General features: G+C 71.8%; 18 protein-coding genes. 10 read left to right on the forward strand and 8 right to left on the reverse strand.

The genetic code is table 11. The features are described from left to right. Positions 1-49: 49 nt before the first annotated feature. Positions 50-1,096, reverse strand: a complete 1,047-nt coding sequence (locus ABZS69_RS03130) for a Glu/Leu/Phe/Val dehydrogenase dimerization domain-containing protein (RefSeq protein WP_355365555.1) — start codon at positions 1,094-1,096, stop codon at positions 50-52. Positions 1,097-1,401: 305 nt separating this feature from the next. Here ABZS69_RS03130 and pqqA point away from each other — a divergent pair, with 305 nt between their 5' ends. From pqqA to ABZS69_RS03165, 7 genes are all read left to right on the forward strand, one after another. Further along, on the forward strand, positions 1,402-1,557 hold the full coding sequence (pqqA, locus tag ABZS69_RS03135; RefSeq protein WP_355365558.1) for a pyrroloquinoline quinone precursor peptide PqqA: 156 nt from the start codon (positions 1,402-1,404) through the stop codon (positions 1,555-1,557). 12 nt (positions 1,558-1,569) lie between these two features. Continuing rightward, a complete protein-coding gene (locus ABZS69_RS03140; protein WP_355365561.1) occupies positions 1,570-2,379 on the forward strand; it encodes an MBL fold metallo-hydrolase in 810 nt (269 codons plus the stop codon). Next, complete coding sequence (gene pqqC, locus ABZS69_RS03145) at positions 2,376-3,047, forward strand: pyrroloquinoline-quinone synthase PqqC (RefSeq protein WP_355365564.1); 672 nt, start codon at positions 2,376-2,378, stop codon at positions 3,045-3,047. Before ABZS69_RS03140 ends, pqqC begins: the two co-directional genes overlap by 4 nt. Further along, positions 3,044-3,283: a pyrroloquinoline quinone biosynthesis peptide chaperone PqqD gene (gene pqqD / locus ABZS69_RS03150; protein WP_185069146.1), complete on the forward strand. Its 240-nt coding sequence runs from the start codon at positions 3,044-3,046 to the stop codon at positions 3,281-3,283. Before pqqC ends, pqqD begins: the two co-directional genes overlap by 4 nt. Next, positions 3,280-4,347 (forward strand): pyrroloquinoline quinone biosynthesis protein PqqE, encoded by a 1,068-nt coding sequence (gene pqqE, locus ABZS69_RS03155; RefSeq protein ID WP_355365567.1) that lies wholly within the window; start codon positions 3,280-3,282, stop codon positions 4,345-4,347. Before pqqD ends, pqqE begins: the two co-directional genes overlap by 4 nt. Before the next feature lie 135 nt (positions 4,348-4,482). Next, positions 4,483-4,869, forward strand: coding sequence for a hypothetical protein (locus ABZS69_RS03160; RefSeq protein ID WP_355365570.1), 387 nt, complete (start codon positions 4,483-4,485; stop codon positions 4,867-4,869). 61 nt (positions 4,870-4,930) lie between these two features. Then, positions 4,931-7,819 carry a BTAD domain-containing putative transcriptional regulator gene (locus ABZS69_RS03165; RefSeq protein ID WP_355365573.1) on the forward strand — a complete coding sequence of 963 codons (2,889 nt, stop codon included), beginning with the start codon at positions 4,931-4,933 and terminating at the stop codon, positions 7,817-7,819. On the opposite strand, the gene ABZS69_RS03170 is transcribed toward ABZS69_RS03165, so the two are convergent. From ABZS69_RS03170 to ABZS69_RS03200, 7 genes are all read right to left on the reverse strand, one after another. Continuing rightward, positions 7,787-9,646, reverse strand: coding sequence for a BTAD domain-containing putative transcriptional regulator (locus ABZS69_RS03170; protein ID WP_355365576.1), 1,860 nt, complete (start codon positions 9,644-9,646; stop codon positions 7,787-7,789). The genes ABZS69_RS03165 and ABZS69_RS03170 overlap by 33 nt on opposite strands. Before the next feature lie 88 nt (positions 9,647-9,734). Next, complete coding sequence (locus ABZS69_RS03175; protein WP_355365579.1) at positions 9,735-10,961, reverse strand: nucleotide disphospho-sugar-binding domain-containing protein; 1,227 nt, start codon at positions 10,959-10,961, stop codon at positions 9,735-9,737. Positions 10,962-11,102: 141 nt separating this feature from the next. Then, the gene (locus ABZS69_RS03180) at positions 11,103-11,366 is read right to left on the reverse strand and encodes a GlsB/YeaQ/YmgE family stress response membrane protein (protein ID WP_355365582.1); all 264 of its coding nucleotides are present in this window, start codon (positions 11,364-11,366) and stop codon (positions 11,103-11,105) included. Between the two features lie 50 nt (positions 11,367-11,416). Continuing rightward, positions 11,417-12,346 (reverse strand): hypothetical protein, encoded by a 930-nt coding sequence (locus ABZS69_RS03185; protein ID WP_355365585.1) that lies wholly within the window; start codon positions 12,344-12,346, stop codon positions 11,417-11,419. A 112-nt stretch (positions 12,347-12,458) separates the two neighbouring features. Then, the gene (locus ABZS69_RS03190; RefSeq protein WP_355365588.1) at positions 12,459-13,355 is read right to left on the reverse strand and encodes a sugar phosphate isomerase/epimerase; all 897 of its coding nucleotides are present in this window, start codon (positions 13,353-13,355) and stop codon (positions 12,459-12,461) included. 8 nt (positions 13,356-13,363) lie between these two features. Next, the gene (locus ABZS69_RS03195) at positions 13,364-15,457 is read right to left on the reverse strand and encodes a PQQ-dependent sugar dehydrogenase (RefSeq protein WP_355365591.1); all 2,094 of its coding nucleotides are present in this window, start codon (positions 15,455-15,457) and stop codon (positions 13,364-13,366) included. Between the two features lie 182 nt (positions 15,458-15,639). Continuing rightward, positions 15,640-16,266 (reverse strand): helix-turn-helix domain-containing protein, encoded by a 627-nt coding sequence (locus ABZS69_RS03200; protein WP_355365594.1) that lies wholly within the window; start codon positions 16,264-16,266, stop codon positions 15,640-15,642. A gap of 124 nt (positions 16,267-16,390) precedes the next feature. On the opposite strand from ABZS69_RS03200, the gene ABZS69_RS03205 reads away from it, so the two are divergent. From ABZS69_RS03205 to ABZS69_RS03215, 3 genes are all read left to right on the forward strand, one after another. Next, entirely contained in the window at positions 16,391-17,725 is a 1,335-nt protein-coding gene (locus ABZS69_RS03205; protein ID WP_355365597.1) for a deoxyribodipyrimidine photo-lyase, read from the forward strand. A 119-nt stretch (positions 17,726-17,844) separates the two neighbouring features. Continuing rightward, positions 17,845-18,678 carry an SAM-dependent methyltransferase gene (locus tag ABZS69_RS03210; protein ID WP_355365600.1) on the forward strand — a complete coding sequence of 278 codons (834 nt, stop codon included), beginning with the start codon at positions 17,845-17,847 and terminating at the stop codon, positions 18,676-18,678. A gap of 106 nt (positions 18,679-18,784) precedes the next feature. Continuing rightward, positions 18,785-19,195, forward strand: a complete 411-nt coding sequence (locus tag ABZS69_RS03215) for an ATP-binding protein (RefSeq protein ID WP_355365603.1) — start codon at positions 18,785-18,787, stop codon at positions 19,193-19,195. Positions 19,196-19,198 lie beyond the last annotated feature (3 nt).

The raw sequence follows: 19,198 nt of genomic DNA on the forward strand, positions 1-19,198 counted from the left end.
GGTGATCGAGGAGGCGCCCGGCCGACCTCACGTGACAGCCCGCGCGACCTCACGTGACGGCCCGTGCGGCGTCGAGGCGGTGCCGGGCCAGGTCCGTCGCGGCTCGGGCGGGGGTCACGTTCCGGTGTTCGGCCTCGTGGAGCAGGCCGGCGACGGTGTGCTCGATGGCCTCGACGCGTACGCGTGCCTCCTCGGGAGCCTGGTGGCGCAGCTCCACGGCGAGCGCGTTGATGACGCCGCCCGAGCCGACGACGTAGTCCGGCACCCAGACGATGCCGCGCCCGTGCAGGAGGTCGGCGACGGACGCGGTGGCGAGCTGGTTGTTGGCGGGCCCGGCGATGGCGGCGCAGCGCAGCTCCGGTACGACGTCCGCGGTGAGGACGCCGCCGAGCGCGGCCGGGACGAGGATGTCCGTCTCCGCGGTGAGGGCTTCGCCGGGCGCGGCCCAGGCGGCGCCGAGTTCGCCGGCCGCGGCCCGCTTGGCGGGGTCGATGTCGCTGACCAGGAGTTCGGCTCCCTCCTCGGCGAGCAGGCGCGCCAGGCGCAGGCCCACGCTGCCGAGCCCCACCAGGGACACGCGCGCGCCCTTTAGCGCCGAGGTGCCGTGGAGGCGATGGCGTACGGCACGCAGGGCCGCCAGCGTGCCGAGCGCGGTGGCGGGCGAGGAATCGCCGCTGCCGCCCCGGTCCGCCGGCTTGCAGAAGACATGGGCGGTACGTTCGCCGATGACCGCCATGTCCTCGGGACTCGTACCGACATCGGGACCGGTCGCATACGTGCCGTCCAGGGACTCCACGGCGTCCGCCACGTCCGCCAGCACCTTGCGGCGCAACCCCGGATCCAGCTCGGTGCCTTCGGGAACGGCGACGACGGTCTTGCCCCCGCCGTTGGCCACCCCGGCCACGGCGCACTTGGCGGTCATCCCGGCCGACAGGCGCAGCGCGTCGGCGAGCCCGTCACGCCAGTCGGCGTAGCGCCAGACGCGGCATCCGCCGACCGCCTGACCGAGCGCCGTCGAGTGGACGGCGACGATCACCGGCAGCCGGGAGCGCGGGCCTGTGCGGATGGCGACGTGTTCGTGGTCGAGTTCGGGCACGGCTCCGGTCCTTCCGGTTGAGCGGCATCAGGGCTCAAGCGTCCGCCGGGCGGCCACGCGTGCACCCCTCCGCCCGAACGAACGGCCGGAAATCGGCGCGACTCCGCGAATGAGACGAACTTCGTTTGGCAATCGGGCAGCTTCGCCGACCGATTGCCAAGACATCGGATGAACGATCCCGCCAGACCTGCCATGCCCCGGAAAGATTCCGGAAATCGCCTCTATAGCTCCGATCTAAGGCATTGACGTCTGCCCCATCGCAGGGTCATATCGGTTGTAACACCCTACGAAAGGCAGGTACGCACATGTCCCAGCCGAAAGAGCAGGGCAAGAAGCAACCTCGCAGAATCCACGAGAAGAAGGTCAGGAGCCGCGGCGAGGAGACGACCTGGCACAAGCCGGACTACCAGATCGTCGAGGCATCGATGGAGATGACCGCGTACTTCCTGGCCACCCGGTAACCGGGCGCCGCCATGCGACTGCAGGTGCTCGGCACCGCGGCCGGGGGCGGCGTGCCCCAGTGGAACTGCGCGTGCCCCGGCTGCTCCGGGGCACGCGCCCATCCGGGCCGCCGCCGACGTCATGCCAGCCTGGCCGTCCAGCTCGACGACGGCGCCTATGTCGTCAACGCCACCCCCGACATCGCCGAGCAGATCGAGGCGTGCGCGTGGCTGCGCCCGGGGCCGGGGCCCCGCGAGTCGCCGCTCAAGGGCGTGATCCTCACCGATGCCGAGCTCGACCACACGATCGGCCTGCTCAGGCTCAGGGAGGCCGACGCGCTGGAGGTGCGTTCCACCCCGGTCGTACGGCACGCGCTGCGGCCCTTCGCCGAGCTCCTGCGCCCCTACCTGCAGCTGACCTGGGCCGACGCCGACACGGTACCGGTGTCGGGCAAGCGTCCCCGCTACGCCGCCGGCTCCCCTGAGGCCGCCGGCTGGGTGTCGGCGCTGCGCCTCGGGCCGCTGGTGTACGCGCCGGCCATGGGGGTGTGGCCGGACGAACTGGACGAGGCGTTCCGGCAGGCCGCGTGCGTGATCGTGGACGGCACGTTCTGGGACGACGAGGAGCCCCGCCGTACCGGGATCTCCGCCAGGACCGCCACCCAGATGGGCCACCTGCCGATCGAGGCGACCATGAAACGGCTCTCCAAGCTGCCCGGCCGCCGGCTCTACACCCACCTCAACAACACCAACCCCCTCGTGGACCCGGCCGCCGAGCAGCACAAGGTGCTCGCCGAGCTGGGGATCGAGGTGGCCGCCGACGGGATGGTGATCGACCTTTGAACGGCTTCGAGGCGGAGCTGCGTGCCGTACCGGAGAAGCGTTACCACCACCTGCACCCGTTCAACCAGCGCATGCACGCGGGCGAGCTGAGCCGCGACGAAGTGCGGGGCTGGATACTCAACCGCTTCCACTACCAGCGGCACATCCCGGTCAAGGACGCGTTCATCATCGCCAAGCTGACCACGTCCGAGCTGCGCAGGATGTGGTTGCGCAGGATCCAGGACCACGACGGCGCCGCGCCCGGCGAGGGCGGCATCGAGCGGTGGCTGCGCCTGGGCGAGGCGGCCGGGCTGGAGCGGTCGCTGCTGCTGTCGGGCGAGGGCGTGCTGCCCGGCGTGCGCCTGGCCGTCGACGGCTACGTGAACCTGTGCCGCAACGGCTCCGCGCTGGAGGCCGTCGCGGCGTCGCTGACCGAGCTGTTCGCCCCGGACCTCATGCGTACGAGGATCGCGGCCTTCGAACGGCACTACCAGTGGATAGACCCGGACGGACTGCGATATTTCCAGGTACGCGTCTCCCAGGGCCGCCAGGACAGCGGCGAGGCCCTGGCCCTCGTGCTCGACTGGGCCAGAACGCGCGCCGACCAGGACAAGGCGGTCGCGGCGCTCGCCTACAAGTGCGACCTCCTGTGGTCCCTGCTCGACGCGGTGGACGGGGCGTACCGATGACCTGGCGCCCGGTGTTGTCGCGCTCCGCCATGCTCCGCCACGACCCCGTACGCGGCGCTGACCTGCTGATCGTCCCCGAGCGGATCGTCGTGCTCAACGCGGAGGCGGCGGCCATCGTCGCCCTGTGCGACGGCGCGCGGACCGTGGCGGACATCGTCGCCGAGCTGCCCGAGGGGCCGGAGTCCGACATCGTGGAGTTCCTGGAACGGGTCCGGGCCGAGGGCTGGCTCCGGTGAACGCCCCCTGGGCCATGCTGGCCGAGCTCACCCACGCGTGCCCGCTGCGCTGCCCGTACTGCTCGAACCCGACCGAGCTGGCGGCCAGGTCGAGCGAGCTGAGCACCGAGGAGTGGCGGCGGATCTTCCGCGAGGCGGCGGCGCTGGGCATCGTGCACGCGCATCTTTCCGGCGGCGAGCCGCTGCTGAGGCCCGACCTGGCGGAGATCGTGACGGCGGCCGACCGCGCGGGCGTCTACACGCAGCTGGTCACCAGCGGCGTCGGACTGACCGAGCGCAGGACGGGCGAGCTCGCGACGGCGGGGCTGCGCAGCGTGCAGCTCTCGGTCCAGTCGGCCACGGCGCGGGAGTCGGACCGGATCGCGGGAGTCGCGTCGTTCGCGCGGAAGGAGCGGGCCGCCGCGGCGGTGGTCGCGAGCGGGCTGCCGCTCGGGCTCAACGTGGTCCTGCACCGGGCCAACCTCGACGTCATCGGGGAGATCATCGAGCTCGGGCTGGCGTGGGGGGTGGAGCGCATCGAGCTGGCCAACACCCAGTTCTACGGGTGGGGGCTGCTCAACAGGTCCGCGCTGCTGCCCACCAGGGAGCAGCTCGCCCGCGCCGAGGCCGTGGTCCAGAACTATCGGGACAAGACGGACGTCGAGCTGATCTGGGTGATCCCCGACTACTTCGACGGCGTGCCCAAACCCTGCATGGGCGGCTGGGGCGCGATCTCGATCACCGTCGCGCCCGACGGCCGCGTGCTGCCCTGCCCGGCCGCGTACGACCTGCCGCTGGAGATCCCCAATGCCCGCGATCACCGGCTCGGCTGGATCTGGGAGCACTCGCCCGCCTTCAACGCCTACCGGGGCACCGGCTGGATGCGCGAGCCGTGCGCGAGCTGCCCCAGGAAGGCGCTCGACTTCGGCGGCTGCCGCTGCCAGGCGTACGCGCTGACAGGCGACGCGACCCGCACCGATCCGGCCTGCGGGCTCTCCCCCGACCACCACCTCGTCACGGAGCCGGCGGCGGGCGGCACGTTCACCTACCGGCGGCCGGCGCCTTCCGGAACCGCGCGCCCCTGAGGACGCGGAATCCTTATTCGCGCATATACGGATTACCCGATTCCGGTATGCGCGGCATCAATCCATTATGGAGGCCCGCGTCATACGGTCGGTGCGATCGTCCTCCCGTTTTCCGCCGACCGAGAAAGGCATTCCATGTTCCGCACTCCCTTCCGCCGAGGTCTCGCCGCCGCCGTGGCCTGCGTGGCCCTCGCCGGGTTCGCGAGCGCCTGCGGTGGCGGCGGTAACGCCGAATTGTGCACCGAGACTTTCAAGCTCTACGAGGAATACACAAAGCAGGCACAATCCGCGGCCGGCGACGCCGACAGCATGAACAAGTTGAACGCCGATATCGGCGCGAAGGTGAAAGAACTCGCGGGAAAGGCCGACGGCGACCTCGCGACGGCCCTGAACGGAATGGCCGACACCTTCACGGGTGCCCAGATCGACACGTCCGACAAGGACGCGGCCCTGGCCAAACTGCAGGAGGTGCGGACCGACATGAAAGCCGCCCTCGACAAGGTCAACTCGCTCTGCACCTGATCTCGGCGGACGGCCACGCGTGGACGTGGTGAGATGTCGGGGAAAGGGGTGATTTCTCCATATGTGGTTCACGCTGCTGGGCCAGGTGCGGGTGCTGCGGGAGGAGCGCGAGCTCCGGCTGGGCGCGCCGCAGCAGCGTGCCTTTCTGGCCCTGCTGCTGGCCGCCGGAGGTCAGCCGGTCGGCGTCGAGGACCTGGTCGACGGGCTGTGGGGGCAGGACCCGCCGCCCACCGCGCTCAACGTGCTGCATCGGAACGTCGGCATGCTGCGCCGGACGCTGGAGCCGGGGCTGGCGGCACGGGAGACGGGCCGCTGGCTCCTGCCCGCGGCGGGAGGTTACCGGCTCGCGGTGGACGCGGCCAGCGCCGACCTCCTCCAGTTCCGGCAGCAGGTCGCGCGGGCCTGGACGGCCGCCGCCGAGGACCGGCCCGCCGAAGCGGTGGACTGCTACGTGCGGGCGCTGCGGCTGTGGCGGGGGTCCGCGGGCGCCGGGATCCCGCCCGCGGTTCGTGCCCGGCCGGTCTTCGTCACCCTGGACCGCGAGTACGCCGCCACGGTCGGCGAGGCCGCCAAATACGCGCTGGCCGCCGGCATGCCCGCGCCGCTGCTGCCGGCCGTGCGGGCGGCGGCCGAGCGGGAGCCACTGGACGAGCTGCTGCAGGCCCGGCTGGTCCAGCTGCTGGCCGCGACCGGCCGCCAGAGCGAGGCCCTCGATCTCTATCGCGAGGTCCGCGCCCAGCTGGCCGAGGATCTCGGGATCGACCCCGGGCCCGAGCTGACGGCCGCGGGAGAGAGCGTGCTGCGCCGCCCGGCCGCCCGGCCCGTGGCGCGGGCGGGCGTGACCAGGCCCGCCCAGCTGCCCGCGGATCCGCCGGTCTTCGCGGGGCGCAGCGCGGAGCTGGCGCGGCTTCCGGCACCGGAGAAAGGGCTGCCGGAGACAGGGCTGCCGGTGGAGGAACGGCCGGTGGAGCAGCGGCCCGTGGAGGCTTGGGACGGTGACGGTGACGGGCCGGGTGCCACGGGGATCAGGGTCATCTGTGGCATGGGCGGCGTCGGCAAGACCACCCTGGCCGTGCACTGGGCGCATCGGGTCGCGCACGACTACCCCGACGGCCAGCTGTTCCTGAACCTGCGCGGCTTCCACCCCACCGAGCAGGCGATGAGCGCCGGTGAGGCGCTGAACGCGCTGCTGGCCGGCCTCGGCGTGGCCGCGGAGGAGATCCCGGTCACCGTGGAGGAGCGGGCCGCCCTGTTCCGTGGCCGCGTCGCCGGACGGCGGCTGCTCCTGCTGCTCGACAACGCCCGCGACGCCGCGCAGGTGCGCCCGCTGCTGCCCGCGTCCGCCGGTTGCCTGGCCATCGTGACCAGCCGGAACCGGCTCGACGGGCTCGTCGCCGACGAGGACGCGCACCCGCTGGCCCTGGAGCCGCTGCCGGACGGCGAGGCCGCCGACCTGCTGCGTGCCCGGCTGGGCGCGGCGCGGGTGGAGGCGGAGCCGGACGCGACCGCCCAGATACTGTCCCTGTGCGGCGGGCTGCCGCTCGCGCTGGTCGCCGTCGCCGCCTACGCCCTGACCCATCCGTCCTTCACGCTGGCGTCCATGGCGGCCGAGCTGCGCCGGGCCCGCGGCAGCCTGGACGGCTTCACGGGGTTCGACGCGACGGCGGCGCCCCAGGCGGTGTTCTCGTGGTCCTACCGCGCGCTCAGCCCGGCGGCGGCCCGGCTGTTCCGGCTGCTGGGCACCGCGCCGGGGCCCGACATCAGCGCGTCGGCCGCAGCCGGGCTGGCCGGTGCGCGGCTTTCCCGCGTGCGCCCCCTGCTGCTGGAGCTCACCGCCGCCCACCTCCTCACCGAGCACGCGCCGGGCCGCTTCACCTTCCACGACCTGTTACGCGCGTACGCCGCCGAGACGGCCGCCGAGGAGGAGACGGATCAGGACCTCACGGCCGCCCTGCACCGGCTTCTCGACCACTACCTCCGTACGGCCCACCGCTGCTCGGAGCTGATCAAACCGGGCCAGAACGCGATCCCCTGCCCAGAACCGCAGGACGGCGTCGCCCCGGACCGGATCGACGACACGATCCAGGCGCTGGCCTGGTTCGGCACCGAGGAGAACGTCGTACTCGCCACCGTCGAGCACGCCGCCCGGCTCGGACTCGACCACCATGTCGCGCACCTGGCCTGGTCGGTGCACACGTACCTGATCCTGATGTCCCCCGCGGAGCGCGTGCTGGCCCTGGCGCGGACCGCGGTGCGGGCCACGGCGCGGCTGGGCGACCCGCGCATGCACGCCCACGCCCTGCACGCCCTGGCGTCGGCGTGCACGCGCGCCGGGCTGCCCGACGAGGCGCACGACACCTACCGGCGCTCGTTGCGGCTGTTCACCGAGCTGGGGGACGTGAAGGGACAGTCCGTCACGCATCTCGAACTGACCCGCCTGCACGACCAGCAGGGCCGGCACCAGGAGGCGCTGCAGCACGCGCGGCGCTCCCTCGCGCTGTCCCGTCAGGACGGAGCGACCCCGTTCGAGGAGGCCGGCGCGCTGAACGCGGTGGGCTGGGTGCTGATCCGGCTGGGCCGGCCCCGCGCGGGCCTGGCCTACAGCCGGCGGTCGCTGAACCTGCAGACCAACGTGGTCGGCCAGAGCTTCGTCCGCTACACCATCGGCTGGGCGCATCACCTCCTGGGTGAGTACCGCGCGGCCATCGACAACTACCGCAGGTCCCTGGCGCCGGGCGACGGCCAGAGCTGGCACGGTCGCGACCACGACGCCCTGGTGCTGGAGCGGCTCGGCGACGCCCTGCGGGCCGTCGGCGACCTGGAGGCGGCCAGGGCGAGCTGGCAGGCCGCCCTGGACTGCCTCTACGACTCCCGAACCGAGGCCAGGGCGGCCCTCGCCGCCAAACTCAGCGGCGGATCAGCCCAGGGGAAGGGCCGCCGGTCGCCGTGAGTGGAAGCGCAGCAGCCGGCTCAACGCGGCGTCGCACCGCTGGACGCCCTCGCGTGCCCAGGCCTGCCGCCTCGCGAACGCCTTGACCAGGCCGTGGTACCGGTAGGTCCCGCCGGGCCCGGCCAGCAGCAGGTGCGCGTCGACCAGTGACTCCAGCAGCCGATGGGCCCGCGGTCGCGGCACCCCGAGCAGCGCCGCGACCGTCTCCGCCGTCAGCTCGCCGTAGTCGGGCAGCGCGGCCAGCCGGAAGGCCGTGGCCTGCTGCGCGTCGAGCAGGCTCTGGGCCAGCAGCAGGGGCGCCTCGATCAGCGCGCAGCCGTCGTTCGCGCCCGCGGGCCGGTGCAGGTCGTCCTCCAGCCGCATGCGGACCTGCCGCACCGTCCAGTGCGGCCTGGCCTGCAGCAGGTCGGCGGCCACGCGTACGGCCAGCGGCTGGTGCGAGCACAGGTCGGCCAGCTCCACGGCCTCCTGACGCTCCGCGAGGACCCGCCGGTGGCCCGCCAGCCGGGCCAGCAGCTCCAGCGCGTCCTCAGGAGGCAGGGTGTCGAGCCCGATCCAGCGGACGCCGGGCAGGTCGATCAGGTGCCGCCAGGTCGTGACGATCGCGGCGCTGCCGAGGGCCGCCGGCAGCAGGTGGCGTACCTGGTTCGCGTCGCCGGCGTCGTCCAGCACGATCAGCGCTCGCCGGTCGGCCAGCACGGTCCGCCACAGCGCCGCCCGCTCCTCCAGCCGGCCGGGCAGCCGGTCCGCCGGCACGCCGAGGGAGCGCAGGAAGAAGCCCAGGACCGTGGCGGGGGCCGCCGGTCGGCCGGTGGACGCGCGCAGGTTCGCGTAGAGCTGGCCGTCCGGGAACCGGTCCCGCATCGCGTGCGCCGCCTGGACGGCCAGCGCGGTCTTCCCCACGCCGCCGATCCCGGTGATCGCCACCACCGGCGTCCACCCGTCGGAGCCGAGCGTGTCGTGGACGGCGGCCAGCTCCGCCTGCCTGCCCACGAAGCCGGGTGGCACGGCGGGCAACTGGGCGGGCGGCCGCTCGGCCGCGACGGCCGGAGCCGGGCGCGGCGGGGCGAGCCCCGGGTCCGCGCGCAGGATGCGCTGATGCAGCTCGCGCAGGCCGGCGCCGGGGTCGATGCCGAGCTCGACGGCGAGCAACCGCCGTACCTCGTCATATGCCGACAGCGCCTCCGCCTGCCGGCCGGACCGGTAGAGGGCGATCAGCTGCAGCTCGCGCAGCCGCTCGCGCATGGGCTCGGCGGCGACGGCCGCGGCCAGCTCCTCGCTCGCCTCGGCGTGCCGGCCGAGCTCCAGGTCGAACGACAGCCGCTCCTCCAGCGCGGCGACCCTGCGCTGGACCAGGCGTGTGCGCTCCCGGTCGACGTAGTCGCCGCGGGCCCCGCCCAGAGGCATGCCCTGCCACAGGTGCAGGGCGCTCCGCAGCAGGCCGGCCGCCTCGGCCACGTTCCCCCGGGCGCGCGCGGCCTGCGCCTCGCCCACGTGCTCGCGGAAGGAGTGCCAGTCCACCGACACCGCGCCGGCGGATATGACGTAGCCGCAGCCTGACGACCTGATCACCTGATCGTCGTCGGCGCCGGACGACACGATGCGGCGCAGCCGGCACACGTAGGTGCGCACGACGGCGCGCGCGCTTTCAGGCGGCCGTTCCCCCCACAGCGCGTCGATGATCTCGTCGATCGACGCCGCCTCGCCCTCGCGTAACAGCAGGAAGGCGAGCAGCGCCCGCTGCTGGGGTGAGCCGAGGTCGAGCTCCGTCGCGCCGCGCCACCCCCTGACCGGTCCCAGCAGGGCGAACCGCAGGCCCGTGTTCATGATCGATCGTTCCTCCACCCGAGCTTCATCGCGTGATCCTCGTCTCCGCGGCGACCTCCTCCCCAAGGCCCCCGCTTGCCGGTCCCGGTCACCCCTGACGGGCTGCCGCGTCCACCAGTTCGGCGATCGACTCCAGGGCGTCGAAGCGCGTGAACTCCTTGGCGAGCTCCTGCGCGCGGGCGCGATAGGACGGCGTCGACAGGACGGTGTTCACGGCCGAACGGAGTGCCGCGTCGTCGGGTCGCGCGGTGCCCAGGTCGATGCCCGTACCGCTCCACGCGACCCGGGCGGCGATCAGCGGCTTGTCCTCGGTGACGCCCCCGACGACGAGCGGGACACCGTGCCGCAGGGCGGCGTGCACCCCGCCGTAGCCGCCGTTGGTGACCAGCACATCGGCGTGGGGCAGCAGCAGGTCGAAGGGGATGAAGTCGGCCGGCCGGGCGTTGCCGGGAATATCGCCCATGATGGCCCGTACGTCCTCGACGCCGCCCGGCCGCGCGGTGGCGGCGACGACGAGCGCGCCGGAGTCGGCCAGGACGCGCAGCGTGGGGATGACCAGCTCCTCCAGGTCCACGTTGGCGAACGTCCCCTGCGTCGTCACCACGACCGGGCGTCCGTCCGACAGTTCCTTCCACCACGACGGCCGCTCGAAGGTGCCGGTGGGCGCCGACGGCAGCGGGCCGACGAAGCGGAAGGAGCTCGGGAGGTCGTCACGGGGGAACTCGAACCCGGGCACGGTCAGCTGCAGGTAGTGGTCGGGGACCGTGATCAGGCTGGTGAGCGCGAACCCGGGAAGGGTCACCCCGACCGACTCGAACAGCTTCTCCAGATACTCCTGCGCGTCCACGTGGATCTCCGGGCCCCAGCCGGTCGCCGGGGGCGGCGGTGAGACGCCTACGCTGACGGTGACCGGGCGGGTGCCGGGCCCGGACGCCAGGGACAGCGGCAGGGCGCCGAGGAACAGGTTGTCGCTGATCACCACGTCGGCCGGGATGTCGGCCAGCAGCCGCCGCAGCGCCTCGTACTGGGCCGGAACCGGGTCGCCGAAGATGTGCTTGACGTCGAATCCGAGCTGGACCGGGCCGGGCGGGAGCTGGCCGCGCATGGGGAACTCCCGATCCATTCGCCGGTCGTCGTAGTCGGCCTCCGCGGGCAGCGCCGTGAAGTACGCGCCGACGGCCTCCACCCGCTCCTTGAACCTCGCGCCGCCGAGGAAGACGACCTTGTCACCGCGCCGCACCAGGTCGGCGGCGATGGTGAGGAGAGGAGCCACATGCCCGTGCGCGGGCGTGGCGGCGATAATGATCTTAGACATTGACACTCCGCTGTCAGAACCTGAGAAACAGCCGAGATCGTAGGGCGGCCTTGTGGACAAGAAGTGATCGCGTCTTCCACCGGATACACAAGAGCGGCCGCCGCCGGAGCCCGATGCTCCGGCGGCGGCCGCCCCGCTGCCTCAGGACCTGCTGCTCTTCTTGCCCAGCATGCTCGTGACGGCGGCCACGCAGAGTACGGCGAGGACGAGCTGCAGCACGATCACCAGCCAGGTCCTGTCCTGGAAGCCCAGAAGGTAGGCGATCCCGGTGCCCACGCCGGAGGCGACGATGCCCGCCGCGATGGTGGCGAACCAGCCGATGTCCTGGCGTCCGGGCAGGATCAACCGGCCCAGGCCGCCTACGATGGCCCCGCCGATCACCGCGCCGATCAAGAGAGTGAGCATTCCGATCTCCTTGTGTGAGTGTTTCCGATGAGCTGCGCCAACGAGCGCGGCTAACTGCCGTCGCCCTGCTGCGCGGTGTCCTGCTCGGCGAGATCGCCGCAGGTGAAGCCCTCTCTGCGCTCGGGATCGAGCTGGATCCGGCTGAGGTTTGTGGTCTCCATGGGCCTGCGGAAGGTTTCGAGCTTGTCGCAGTCGTACATGACGTACGTGCCGTCGCTCTCACCCAGCAGCATCATCCAGCGGCCGTCATAGAGCGGCTTGTCGTCCTCGGCGTTCTTCACGATCGTCCACTGGTCCTGGAAGCCGACCGCGCTCAGCAGTTCGTTGGCCTGCCCGGTCTCCTGGACCTGGACCGCACCCTCGATGAGGCTCAGGATGAGCACGAACCCCAGGCCGACGCCGGTCAGGCCGCCGATGATCACCTTCGTCCCGGCGCGCCCGACGGGCTTGCGGCGCAGCAGCCGGAACGGGATCAGGAAGGCCAGCACGCCCAGCCCCACCGCGACGACGACCATGACGAACAGGTCCAGCGTGCCGAACATGCGGAAGATGCCCCAGTACGTCGCCCCGCACCACAGCGCCGCGAGTGTGGCGGCGATCCAGGGCCGCTTCCTGGCCCCCTGGAAGAGCCGGTTCGCCCCGCCACCGGTCAGCTTGTCGATCAGCCAGCCCAGGCCGGCGAGGACGCCGAGCAGCGGGAGGGCGATCAGCAGGAGCAGGACCAGCGTGCTCGTCAATCGGCCGAGCAGGACCGACTGGTCGACGCCCACCTGCTGCGGATTGACGCCGAAGACGCCGTACATCTGCTCGACGCCGATGTAGAGGACCGCGTAGAGCGCCACCGCGATCGGCACGACGACGGAGCCGATGCGCTCGAGCAGCGCCATGACGCCGCCCCCGCCCTCCTGCTCCTCGGGGGCGTCGCTCTCCGGAGCTTCGGGACTGTACGGCCGCTCCGGCGAAATCCGATGACTCGACATGGCGAACGACCGTATGGCCCGCCCGCATGCGGAAAGTTGACGGCGCGTATACGTGAGGTCCGGCCGGTCGCCGAGCCCGGCTCAGCGGGCGGGCTCGGCGACCTGGCAGTGGTCAGAACTTGAGCTTGCGCAGGTAGCGGTAGCCGACCTCCGCCGTCTGCCGGGGCGTCACGTCGGGAGTGTCGTTCTCGACGATGTACTCCTTCACCTTGTGCTTCTCGAAGATCCGCCGGAAGTCGATGGTCCCGGTGCCGAGGTCGGCCATGTCGCCGTCGAGGTGCCGGTCCTTGACGTGGAACTGCAGCACGCGCTGCGGCGCCCTGCGGATGACGTCGAGGGCGAAGCGCACCGGGTCGGCGGCGCCGCGTCCGACGCCGCCGGTGACCGCCCAGTAGATGTCGATCTCCAGGTGGACCAGGTGGGGATCGAGTTCGGAGGTGAGCACGTCCCAGGGGGTCCGGCCCCCTCCGAGGTCGGTGGTGAACTCGTGGGCGTGGTTGTGGTAGCCGTAACGCAGGCCGGCCGAGCGGGCGGCCCGCGCCTCGACGTTCATGCGCTCGGCCCAGGCCTTCCACTCGTCCAGGCTGGTGGAGTTCAGGTAGGGGACGACCATGTAGGACTGGCCGAGGGTCAGCGCGTTGTCGATCTTCGTGTCCAGGGCGGCCTGGTCGGTGGTGAGGCCGTCATGGCTGGAGCTGGCGCGGATGCCGAGCCCGTCGAGGAACGTGCGCAACTGCTGGGCGGTGCGGCCGAAGTAGCCGAGCGCGAGCTCGACCTTCGGGTAGCCGGTCTCGGCCAGGTAGGCGAGGGTGGCGTCGTAGTTCTTGGCGAGGTCGTCGCGTACCGTCCAGAGCTGGATGCTGATCTGGTCCCGGGGGATGCGCTCCTTGCCGGGGTGGTGCGTCGTCGCCGCCGCGGCGGCCGGGGAGGCGGCGGCGACGGCCGCCGCCCCGAGTCCGAGGCCCGCGGCGAGCAGGGAGCGCCTGCTGGGGCCGTATCCGTAGCACATGGGTTCTCCTAATGTGTGGGCTGGAGGACGACCTCGTCGCTGCCGGTCAGCGGGGGCAGGTCCGCGCCGCCCGGGTCGGTGTAGGTGGCGACGAAGACGCCGGTGAGGTGGTCGGTATCCGGGTCGTGCCCGCCCGGCACGGAGGTCTGGATGGAGCCCGTGCAGCCGCGGGCCGTGGTCTGCGGATGGCCGTGCTCGTCGTGGCCGAGGATGTAGTCCACGGTCACGTTGGCGCAGTTCACCGGCTGGTCGTCGGTGACCCGCACCTCGAACTCGACCGTGTCCCCGAACGTGAACGTCTGCCCGTCGGCGGGCTTGACCAGCTCGACGACCGGTGTGGCGTTGCCGACCACGATCCGCACCGAGGTCGCCGCGGACCTGCCGACGTCGTCGGTGACGCGCAGCGTGGCCTGGTAGAGGCCGTTCTGCCGATACGTGTACGACGCCTGCGGGCTGCGGGAGTCGACCCGGCCGTCGGCGTCGAAGTCCCAGGCGTAGCTGATCCGGTCACCGTCGGCGTCGGTCGTGCCGGCACTGGTGAAGTTGACGGCGAGCGGCGCGTGGCCGGCGGTCACCGACGCGGCGGCGACCGGGACGGGAGTGTGGTTGCCGGTGTTGCCGATGTAGTCGTAGCGCGAGAGCTGGGCGTCCGGGTTCTCCTGGAAGTAGCCGTCGCCGTACTCCAGCACGTAGAGCGCGCCGTCGGGGCCGAACTCCATGTCCATCGGGTTGTCGAACACGAGCGACGGCAGCACGTCCTCGATCCGCCCGTTGCCGTGCATCGCCTTGACGTAGTCGCGGGTCCACTCGTAGAAGAGCGGGACGCCGTCGAAGTACTTGGGCCAGGCCACGGTGGTCCGGCCGCGCGCGGCGCGCGGGTCGAAGTCGTACGCGGGCCCGGCCATCGGGCCGATCCCGCCGGTGCCCAGTTGCGGGAACTCCTGCGACGCCCCGTACGAGTACCACACGTCCGGCTGGACCACCGGCGGCAGTTTGCGCAGGCCGGTGTTGTGCGGCGACTCGTTGACGGGCGCGGCGCAGGCGAACGCGCTGCCGGACGCGCCGGTCGCGAAGTCGTAGTCGACGTACGGCAGCCGCGCCGTCGCGCAGTACGGCCAGCCGTAGTTGCCCGCCTTGCGGATCTTCGTCCACTTGCCGGTCCCCGCCGGACCGCGCTGTGGATTGGCCTCCCTCGCGTCGGGCGAGTAGTCGGCGACGTAGAGGTCACCGGTGGACCGGTTGACCTCGATGCGGAACGGGTTGCGCAGGCCCATCGCGTAGATCTCGGGCCGGGTGCCCGCGGTCCCCGGCGGGAAGAGGTTGCCGCGCGGGGCCGTGTAGGACCCGTCCGGGCGGACCTTGACGCGCAGGATCTTGCCGCGCAGGTCGTTGGTGTTGCCGGCGCTGCGCTGGGCGTCGAACGCCGGGTTCCGGTCGGACCGCTCGTCGAGCGGGGTGTAGCCGTCGGAGAAGAACGGGTTCGTGTCGTCTCCGGTCGACAGGTAGAGGTTGCCGGCGGCGTCGAAGACGATGTCCCCGCCGACGTGACAGCAGATGCCGCGGTCCACGGGGACGTCGAGGATGCGCTGTTCGGTGCGGAGGTCGATGGTGGCGCCGGTGAAGCGGAACCGGGACAGCCGGATCAGCCCCTTGAAGGGGGCGAAGTCCGCCGGTGCGCCGGTGAACGGGGCGTCGCCCTCGTTGACGCCCGGCGTGGCCGGGTCGTCGACCGGGGTGTCGAGAGGCGGCGAGTAGTAGAGGTAGACCCAGTCGTCCTTCTTGGAACCCTTGCCGAAGCCGGGGTCGAGCGCGATGCTCTGCAGTCCTTCCTCGTCGTGCCGGTAGACGTCGAGCCGGGCGGCCAGCGTGTTGAGGCCGGTCTTCGGGTCGTTCAACCAGACCTCGCCGCCCCGGGTGGTGTGCAGGACCCTCGAGTCCGGTAACACCGCCAGGTCCATCGGCTCGCCCGGATTGTCGTTGAGAGTCACTTTCTGGAAGGCGCTGTCGGGCGGCGGGGCCGCGGGGCTCCCGGAGGCGTGAGCGGTGGCGGGCAGGAGGATCACGGCAGCGAACATGGCCGCGATCACGGTTTTCACTCTCATTGCCTCTCCCTTCGGTCTACTCGGGGGGATAAGAGAGGGCAAATCAAGGTGAATGTAACCCGAGTTACGCCGATAGAGGAGGGGGTAATCGCGGATGATCGAGCAACTTTCGCCTTCCGCTCGGCCTAAGTGGCATGCCAGGGCATGCCGAACAGGGCGGAAGACGGCGAGCGTCGGCCGCGTCAGCTCAGCAGTTCGCGGGCCAGTGCCTCGCTCCACCAGCGCTCGACCCGGTCGGGTGACCAGCCGCGCTCGGCGGTGAGCGTGGTGTAGACGTCGATGCTGCACATGCCCGCGTAGACGTCCACGGCCGCCGGCACGTCCAGGCCCGGGCGGAGCACGCCGTCGGGCCAGGAGGAGAACACCGCCGCGCGGGTCTCGTCGGCCCGCCTGCGGCCGTCGCGGTAGACCGTGGCCAGCTCGGGCTCGACGCGCCCGGCCTCGCGCAGCAGCGTGATGACGTCTCCGGCGCGCTCGTACAGGCGCCGGTCGAAGCCGGCCATCGCGGCGAGCTGCCGCTGGGGATCGGTCTCGGGGGCCTCCAGCTCCGCGAGCTGCTGGGACGGGTCGGCCGACAGGTCGGCGGCGTCGGCCAGGGCCCGGGTCAGTCCGGTCTTGTTGCCGTACACCGAATAGACCGTCGGCACGGAGACGCCCGCCTCGCGGGCCACGTCGCGCACGGTCGTCGCCGCCCACCCGCGGTCGACGAAGAGCCGGCGCGCGGCGCGGGCGATCTCGGCCCGCGTCTCCAGCGCCTGCGTCGTGCGGCGCAACGAGTCGTAACGGCGCGGGCCCGCCTCTGCCTCCATGCCTAGCACCCTAAGGCTCCGGCCGGCCTGCCCGGGCGTGGTGGCGGCACACCTGGAGCTCCCGGTCGGCCTCCCCCGGCGCTTCCACGGGCCCCGCCTGCGGCGCCTGGCTCACACTGTCCCCATGTCCACGGCGATCGTGCTGTTCAACCGGGACCTGCGCGTCCACGACCATCCCGCCCTCGTCGCCGCCTGCGAGCGGGCCGAGCGGGTGGTGCCGCTGTTCGTGCTGGACCCGGCCGTGCCGGAGGGGAACCGGCACGGCTTCCTCCTGGAGTGCCTGGCCGAGCTGCGGGCCGCGCTGCGCGCCCGCGAGGGCGACCTGTTCGTACGGCAGGGCGACGTCGTCCACGAGACGATGAAGCTGGCCGCCGAGGTGGACGCGACGACGATCTGCACCGGAGCCGACGTCAGCGCGCTCGCCAGGCGGCGGGAGGAGCGCTTCGCCCGGGAGCGGATCGAGTACCTGCTCTTCCCCGGCGTCACCGTCGTGCCCCCGGACGCGCTGCGGCCCTCGGGCGGCGGCGACCACTACCGGGTCTTCACCCCCTACTGGCGGGCGTGGAGTCGCCACCCCCGCCGCCCGGTGCTGCCGCCGCCGCGCACCGTGCGGACGCCGTCCGGCCTGGCCGCCGGGCGGCTGCCCGGTCACCGGGGGCCCGGACCGATGCCGGGCGGCGAGTCGGCGGCCCGCGAGCGCGCCGACCGCTGGCTGCGGCATGGACTGGACGGCTACGCCGACGGGCACGACGACCTGGCGGGCGACCGCACCTCGCGGCTCAGCCCGTACCTGCGCTTCGGCTGCCTGTCGCCGCTGGAGCTGGCCTGCCGCGCCGCGCGCAGCGAGCCCTTCGTCCGCCAGCTCTGCTGGCGCGACTTCCACCACCAGGTGACGTACGCGTTCCCGCGGATCAACCGCGAGAACTACCGCCACCCCGAACGGCGCTGGCGGCACGACCGGGACGCGCTGGAGGCGTGGCAGGCCGGGATGACCGGGCTGCCCATCGTGGACGCGGGAATGCGTCAACTGCTCGCCGAGGGCTGGATGCACAATCGGGCCCGGTTGATCACTGCCGCCTATCTCGTCAGGCATCTCGGGCTCGACTGGCGGGACGGCGTACGGCATTTCTTCGATCACCTGCTCGACGGTGACGTGGCCGATAATTCGGGCAATTGGCAGTGGGTCGCCGGCACCGGGAACGACACCCGCCCCAATCGCACCTTCAATCCCTTGCGTCAGGCGAAGCGCTACGACCCGGCGGGCGACTACGTCCGGCGGCATGTACCCGAACTCGCCGGCCTGTCCACCCCGTACGTCCACGAGCCCTGGCGGCTGCCCTCGCCGCCCGCCGGGTACCCCGCGCGGCTCGACAGTGCCGATGACCAGGGAGGACTCGCGGACGATCTATCGCAGCGGCCGTGTCGCGAAGATTCTGGTAACAAACATTTCCCGAAATAACCGGTCTATCGTATTGTCATTGACTGGAATTGTTGGAACATATGGTCAGAGTCATCGAGTGAAGTCCAAAGATCGCTTACCGCAAAAAGGTCAGCGGCGAGGGGAAAGGGGCAACGCTCATGCACCGACGTGCTGTCCGAAACCTGGCCAGGCTTGACACGACGCAAGCCAGAATCACTCGGATATTCGACGCTGCCGCAGGTGGGAAGGACAACTTCCTCGCGGACAAAGACGTGGTGCGCCATTTTGATCAAGTGACACCTGCCCTCACGACCGCGGCCCGCGCTGTTCTACAATTCCTGTCGCGCGTGGTGGCAGACCTGGCGGCCGACGGCGTGGACCAATTCATGATCGTGGGCAGCGGCGTCCCCAGTGGCCTCTCGGCCGGGAACCGGTTACACGACATAGCCCGCCGCGCCTCGCCCGGCTCCGCCGTACGGGTCGTGTACGTGGAGAACAACCCGATGGTGGTGGCCACCGCCCAGGCCACCATCGAGCCCTTCACCGACCTGGTCCGCGTGGTGGACGGCGACGTCCGGGAGATCGACGAGATGCTCCAGGACCACGTGGTGCAGACGTTCATCGACTGGGACCGGCCCCTGGCGGTGCTCCTGCTCTCGTCGCACAGCCTCGACGACGACGAGTACGCCCACTACGTCATCAAACGGCTCCAGCACACCGCGCCCAAGGGCAGCTTCCTCGGACTGCTGCACACCACGTTCGACGCGATCCCGCCGGAGCTGCTGCCCGCCATCCGCGACATGGTCGCCATGACGCTGCCCCGCCTCGCGATCCGCTCCCGGGAGGAGGTCGCCGCCCTGCTCGACGGCCTCGACCTGGTGGCGCCGGGGCTGGTATGGGTGCCGGAGTGGCGTCCCCGCGGGCGCGACCTCGCCTGCGCCGACCAGCCGAGCGCGTCGGGCAACTACGGCGCGGTCGCCCGCATCCCCTGACGCGTCTCTCCGAGCCCGGAATCGTAACAAAATCGCATTCACATAAGTGAAGGTGAGCGATTATCGTGGAGTTGGGAGCGCTCCCAATTCGAGAGACGTGATGCGTATGTCCCCCCGTCCCGGCTCCTTGTCCGCCGCTCCGACTCGCGCGGTCGCGTACCTGCTGCCGTCGGTGCCGGCCGGCGTCGGCGAGGCGCGCTCCCTGGTACGGACGGAGCTGACCGGCTGGGGCCTCGAAAGGCTGATCGACGACTGCGTGCTCATCGTCAGCGAACTGGTGACCAACGCCATCCGGTACGGCGGGTCGGCCTACGCGCTCCGCCTGGAGGACCGTACGGACCGGTTGTACGGGGAGGTCTTCGACCCGGGCGACGGCGAGCCCCGCCCGTGCTCGCCCGACGCCGACGCGCTCTCGGGACGGGGGCTGCAGATCGTCTCGGCCATCGCCGACGACTGGGGAGTGGCCCCGGCGGACGGCGGCAAGGTCGTCTGGTTCTCGGTCCTGAGCACCGCCTGACGG

It is taken from the genome of Nonomuraea sp. NPDC005650, from assembly GCF_040605375.1.
Lineage (GTDB): Bacteria > Actinomycetota > Actinomycetes > Streptosporangiales > Streptosporangiaceae > Nonomuraea.

What these genes read in the sequence shown, in the direction of transcription:
- pqqA (WP_355365558.1), top strand. Translation starts at nt 1,402, where the DNA reads ATGTCCCAGCCGAAAGAGCAGGGCAAGAAGCAACCTCGCAGAATCCAC.
- ABZS69_RS03140 (WP_355365561.1), top strand. Translation starts at nt 1,570, where the DNA reads ATGCGACTGCAGGTGCTCGGCACCGCGGCCGGGGGCGGCGTGCCCCAG.
- pqqD (WP_185069146.1), top strand. Translation starts at nt 3,044, where the DNA reads ATGACCTGGCGCCCGGTGTTGTCGCGCTCCGCCATGCTCCGCCACGAC.
- ABZS69_RS03160 (WP_355365570.1), top strand. Translation starts at nt 4,483, where the DNA reads ATGTTCCGCACTCCCTTCCGCCGAGGTCTCGCCGCCGCCGTGGCCTGC.
- ABZS69_RS03165 (WP_355365573.1), top strand. Translation starts at nt 4,931, where the DNA reads ATGTGGTTCACGCTGCTGGGCCAGGTGCGGGTGCTGCGGGAGGAGCGC.
- ABZS69_RS03170 (WP_355365576.1), bottom strand. Translation starts at nt 9,646, where the DNA reads ATGAACACGGGCCTGCGGTTCGCCCTGCTGGGACCGGTCAGGGGGTGG.
- ABZS69_RS03175 (WP_355365579.1), bottom strand. Translation starts at nt 10,961, where the DNA reads ATGTCTAAGATCATTATCGCCGCCACGCCCGCGCACGGGCATGTGGCT.
- ABZS69_RS03180 (WP_355365582.1), bottom strand. Translation starts at nt 11,366, where the DNA reads ATGCTCACTCTCTTGATCGGCGCGGTGATCGGCGGGGCCATCGTAGGC.
- ABZS69_RS03185 (WP_355365585.1), bottom strand. Translation starts at nt 12,346, where the DNA reads ATGTCGAGTCATCGGATTTCGCCGGAGCGGCCGTACAGTCCCGAAGCT.
- ABZS69_RS03190 (WP_355365588.1), bottom strand. Translation starts at nt 13,355, where the DNA reads ATGTGCTACGGATACGGCCCCAGCAGGCGCTCCCTGCTCGCCGCGGGC.
- ABZS69_RS03195 (WP_355365591.1), bottom strand. Translation starts at nt 15,457, where the DNA reads ATGAGAGTGAAAACCGTGATCGCGGCCATGTTCGCTGCCGTGATCCTC.
- ABZS69_RS03200 (WP_355365594.1), bottom strand. Translation starts at nt 16,266, where the DNA reads ATGGAGGCAGAGGCGGGCCCGCGCCGTTACGACTCGTTGCGCCGCACG.
- ABZS69_RS03205 (WP_355365597.1), top strand. Translation starts at nt 16,391, where the DNA reads ATGTCCACGGCGATCGTGCTGTTCAACCGGGACCTGCGCGTCCACGAC.
- ABZS69_RS03210 (WP_355365600.1), top strand. Translation starts at nt 17,845, where the DNA reads ATGCACCGACGTGCTGTCCGAAACCTGGCCAGGCTTGACACGACGCAA.
- ABZS69_RS03215 (WP_355365603.1), top strand. Translation starts at nt 18,785, where the DNA reads ATGTCCCCCCGTCCCGGCTCCTTGTCCGCCGCTCCGACTCGCGCGGTC.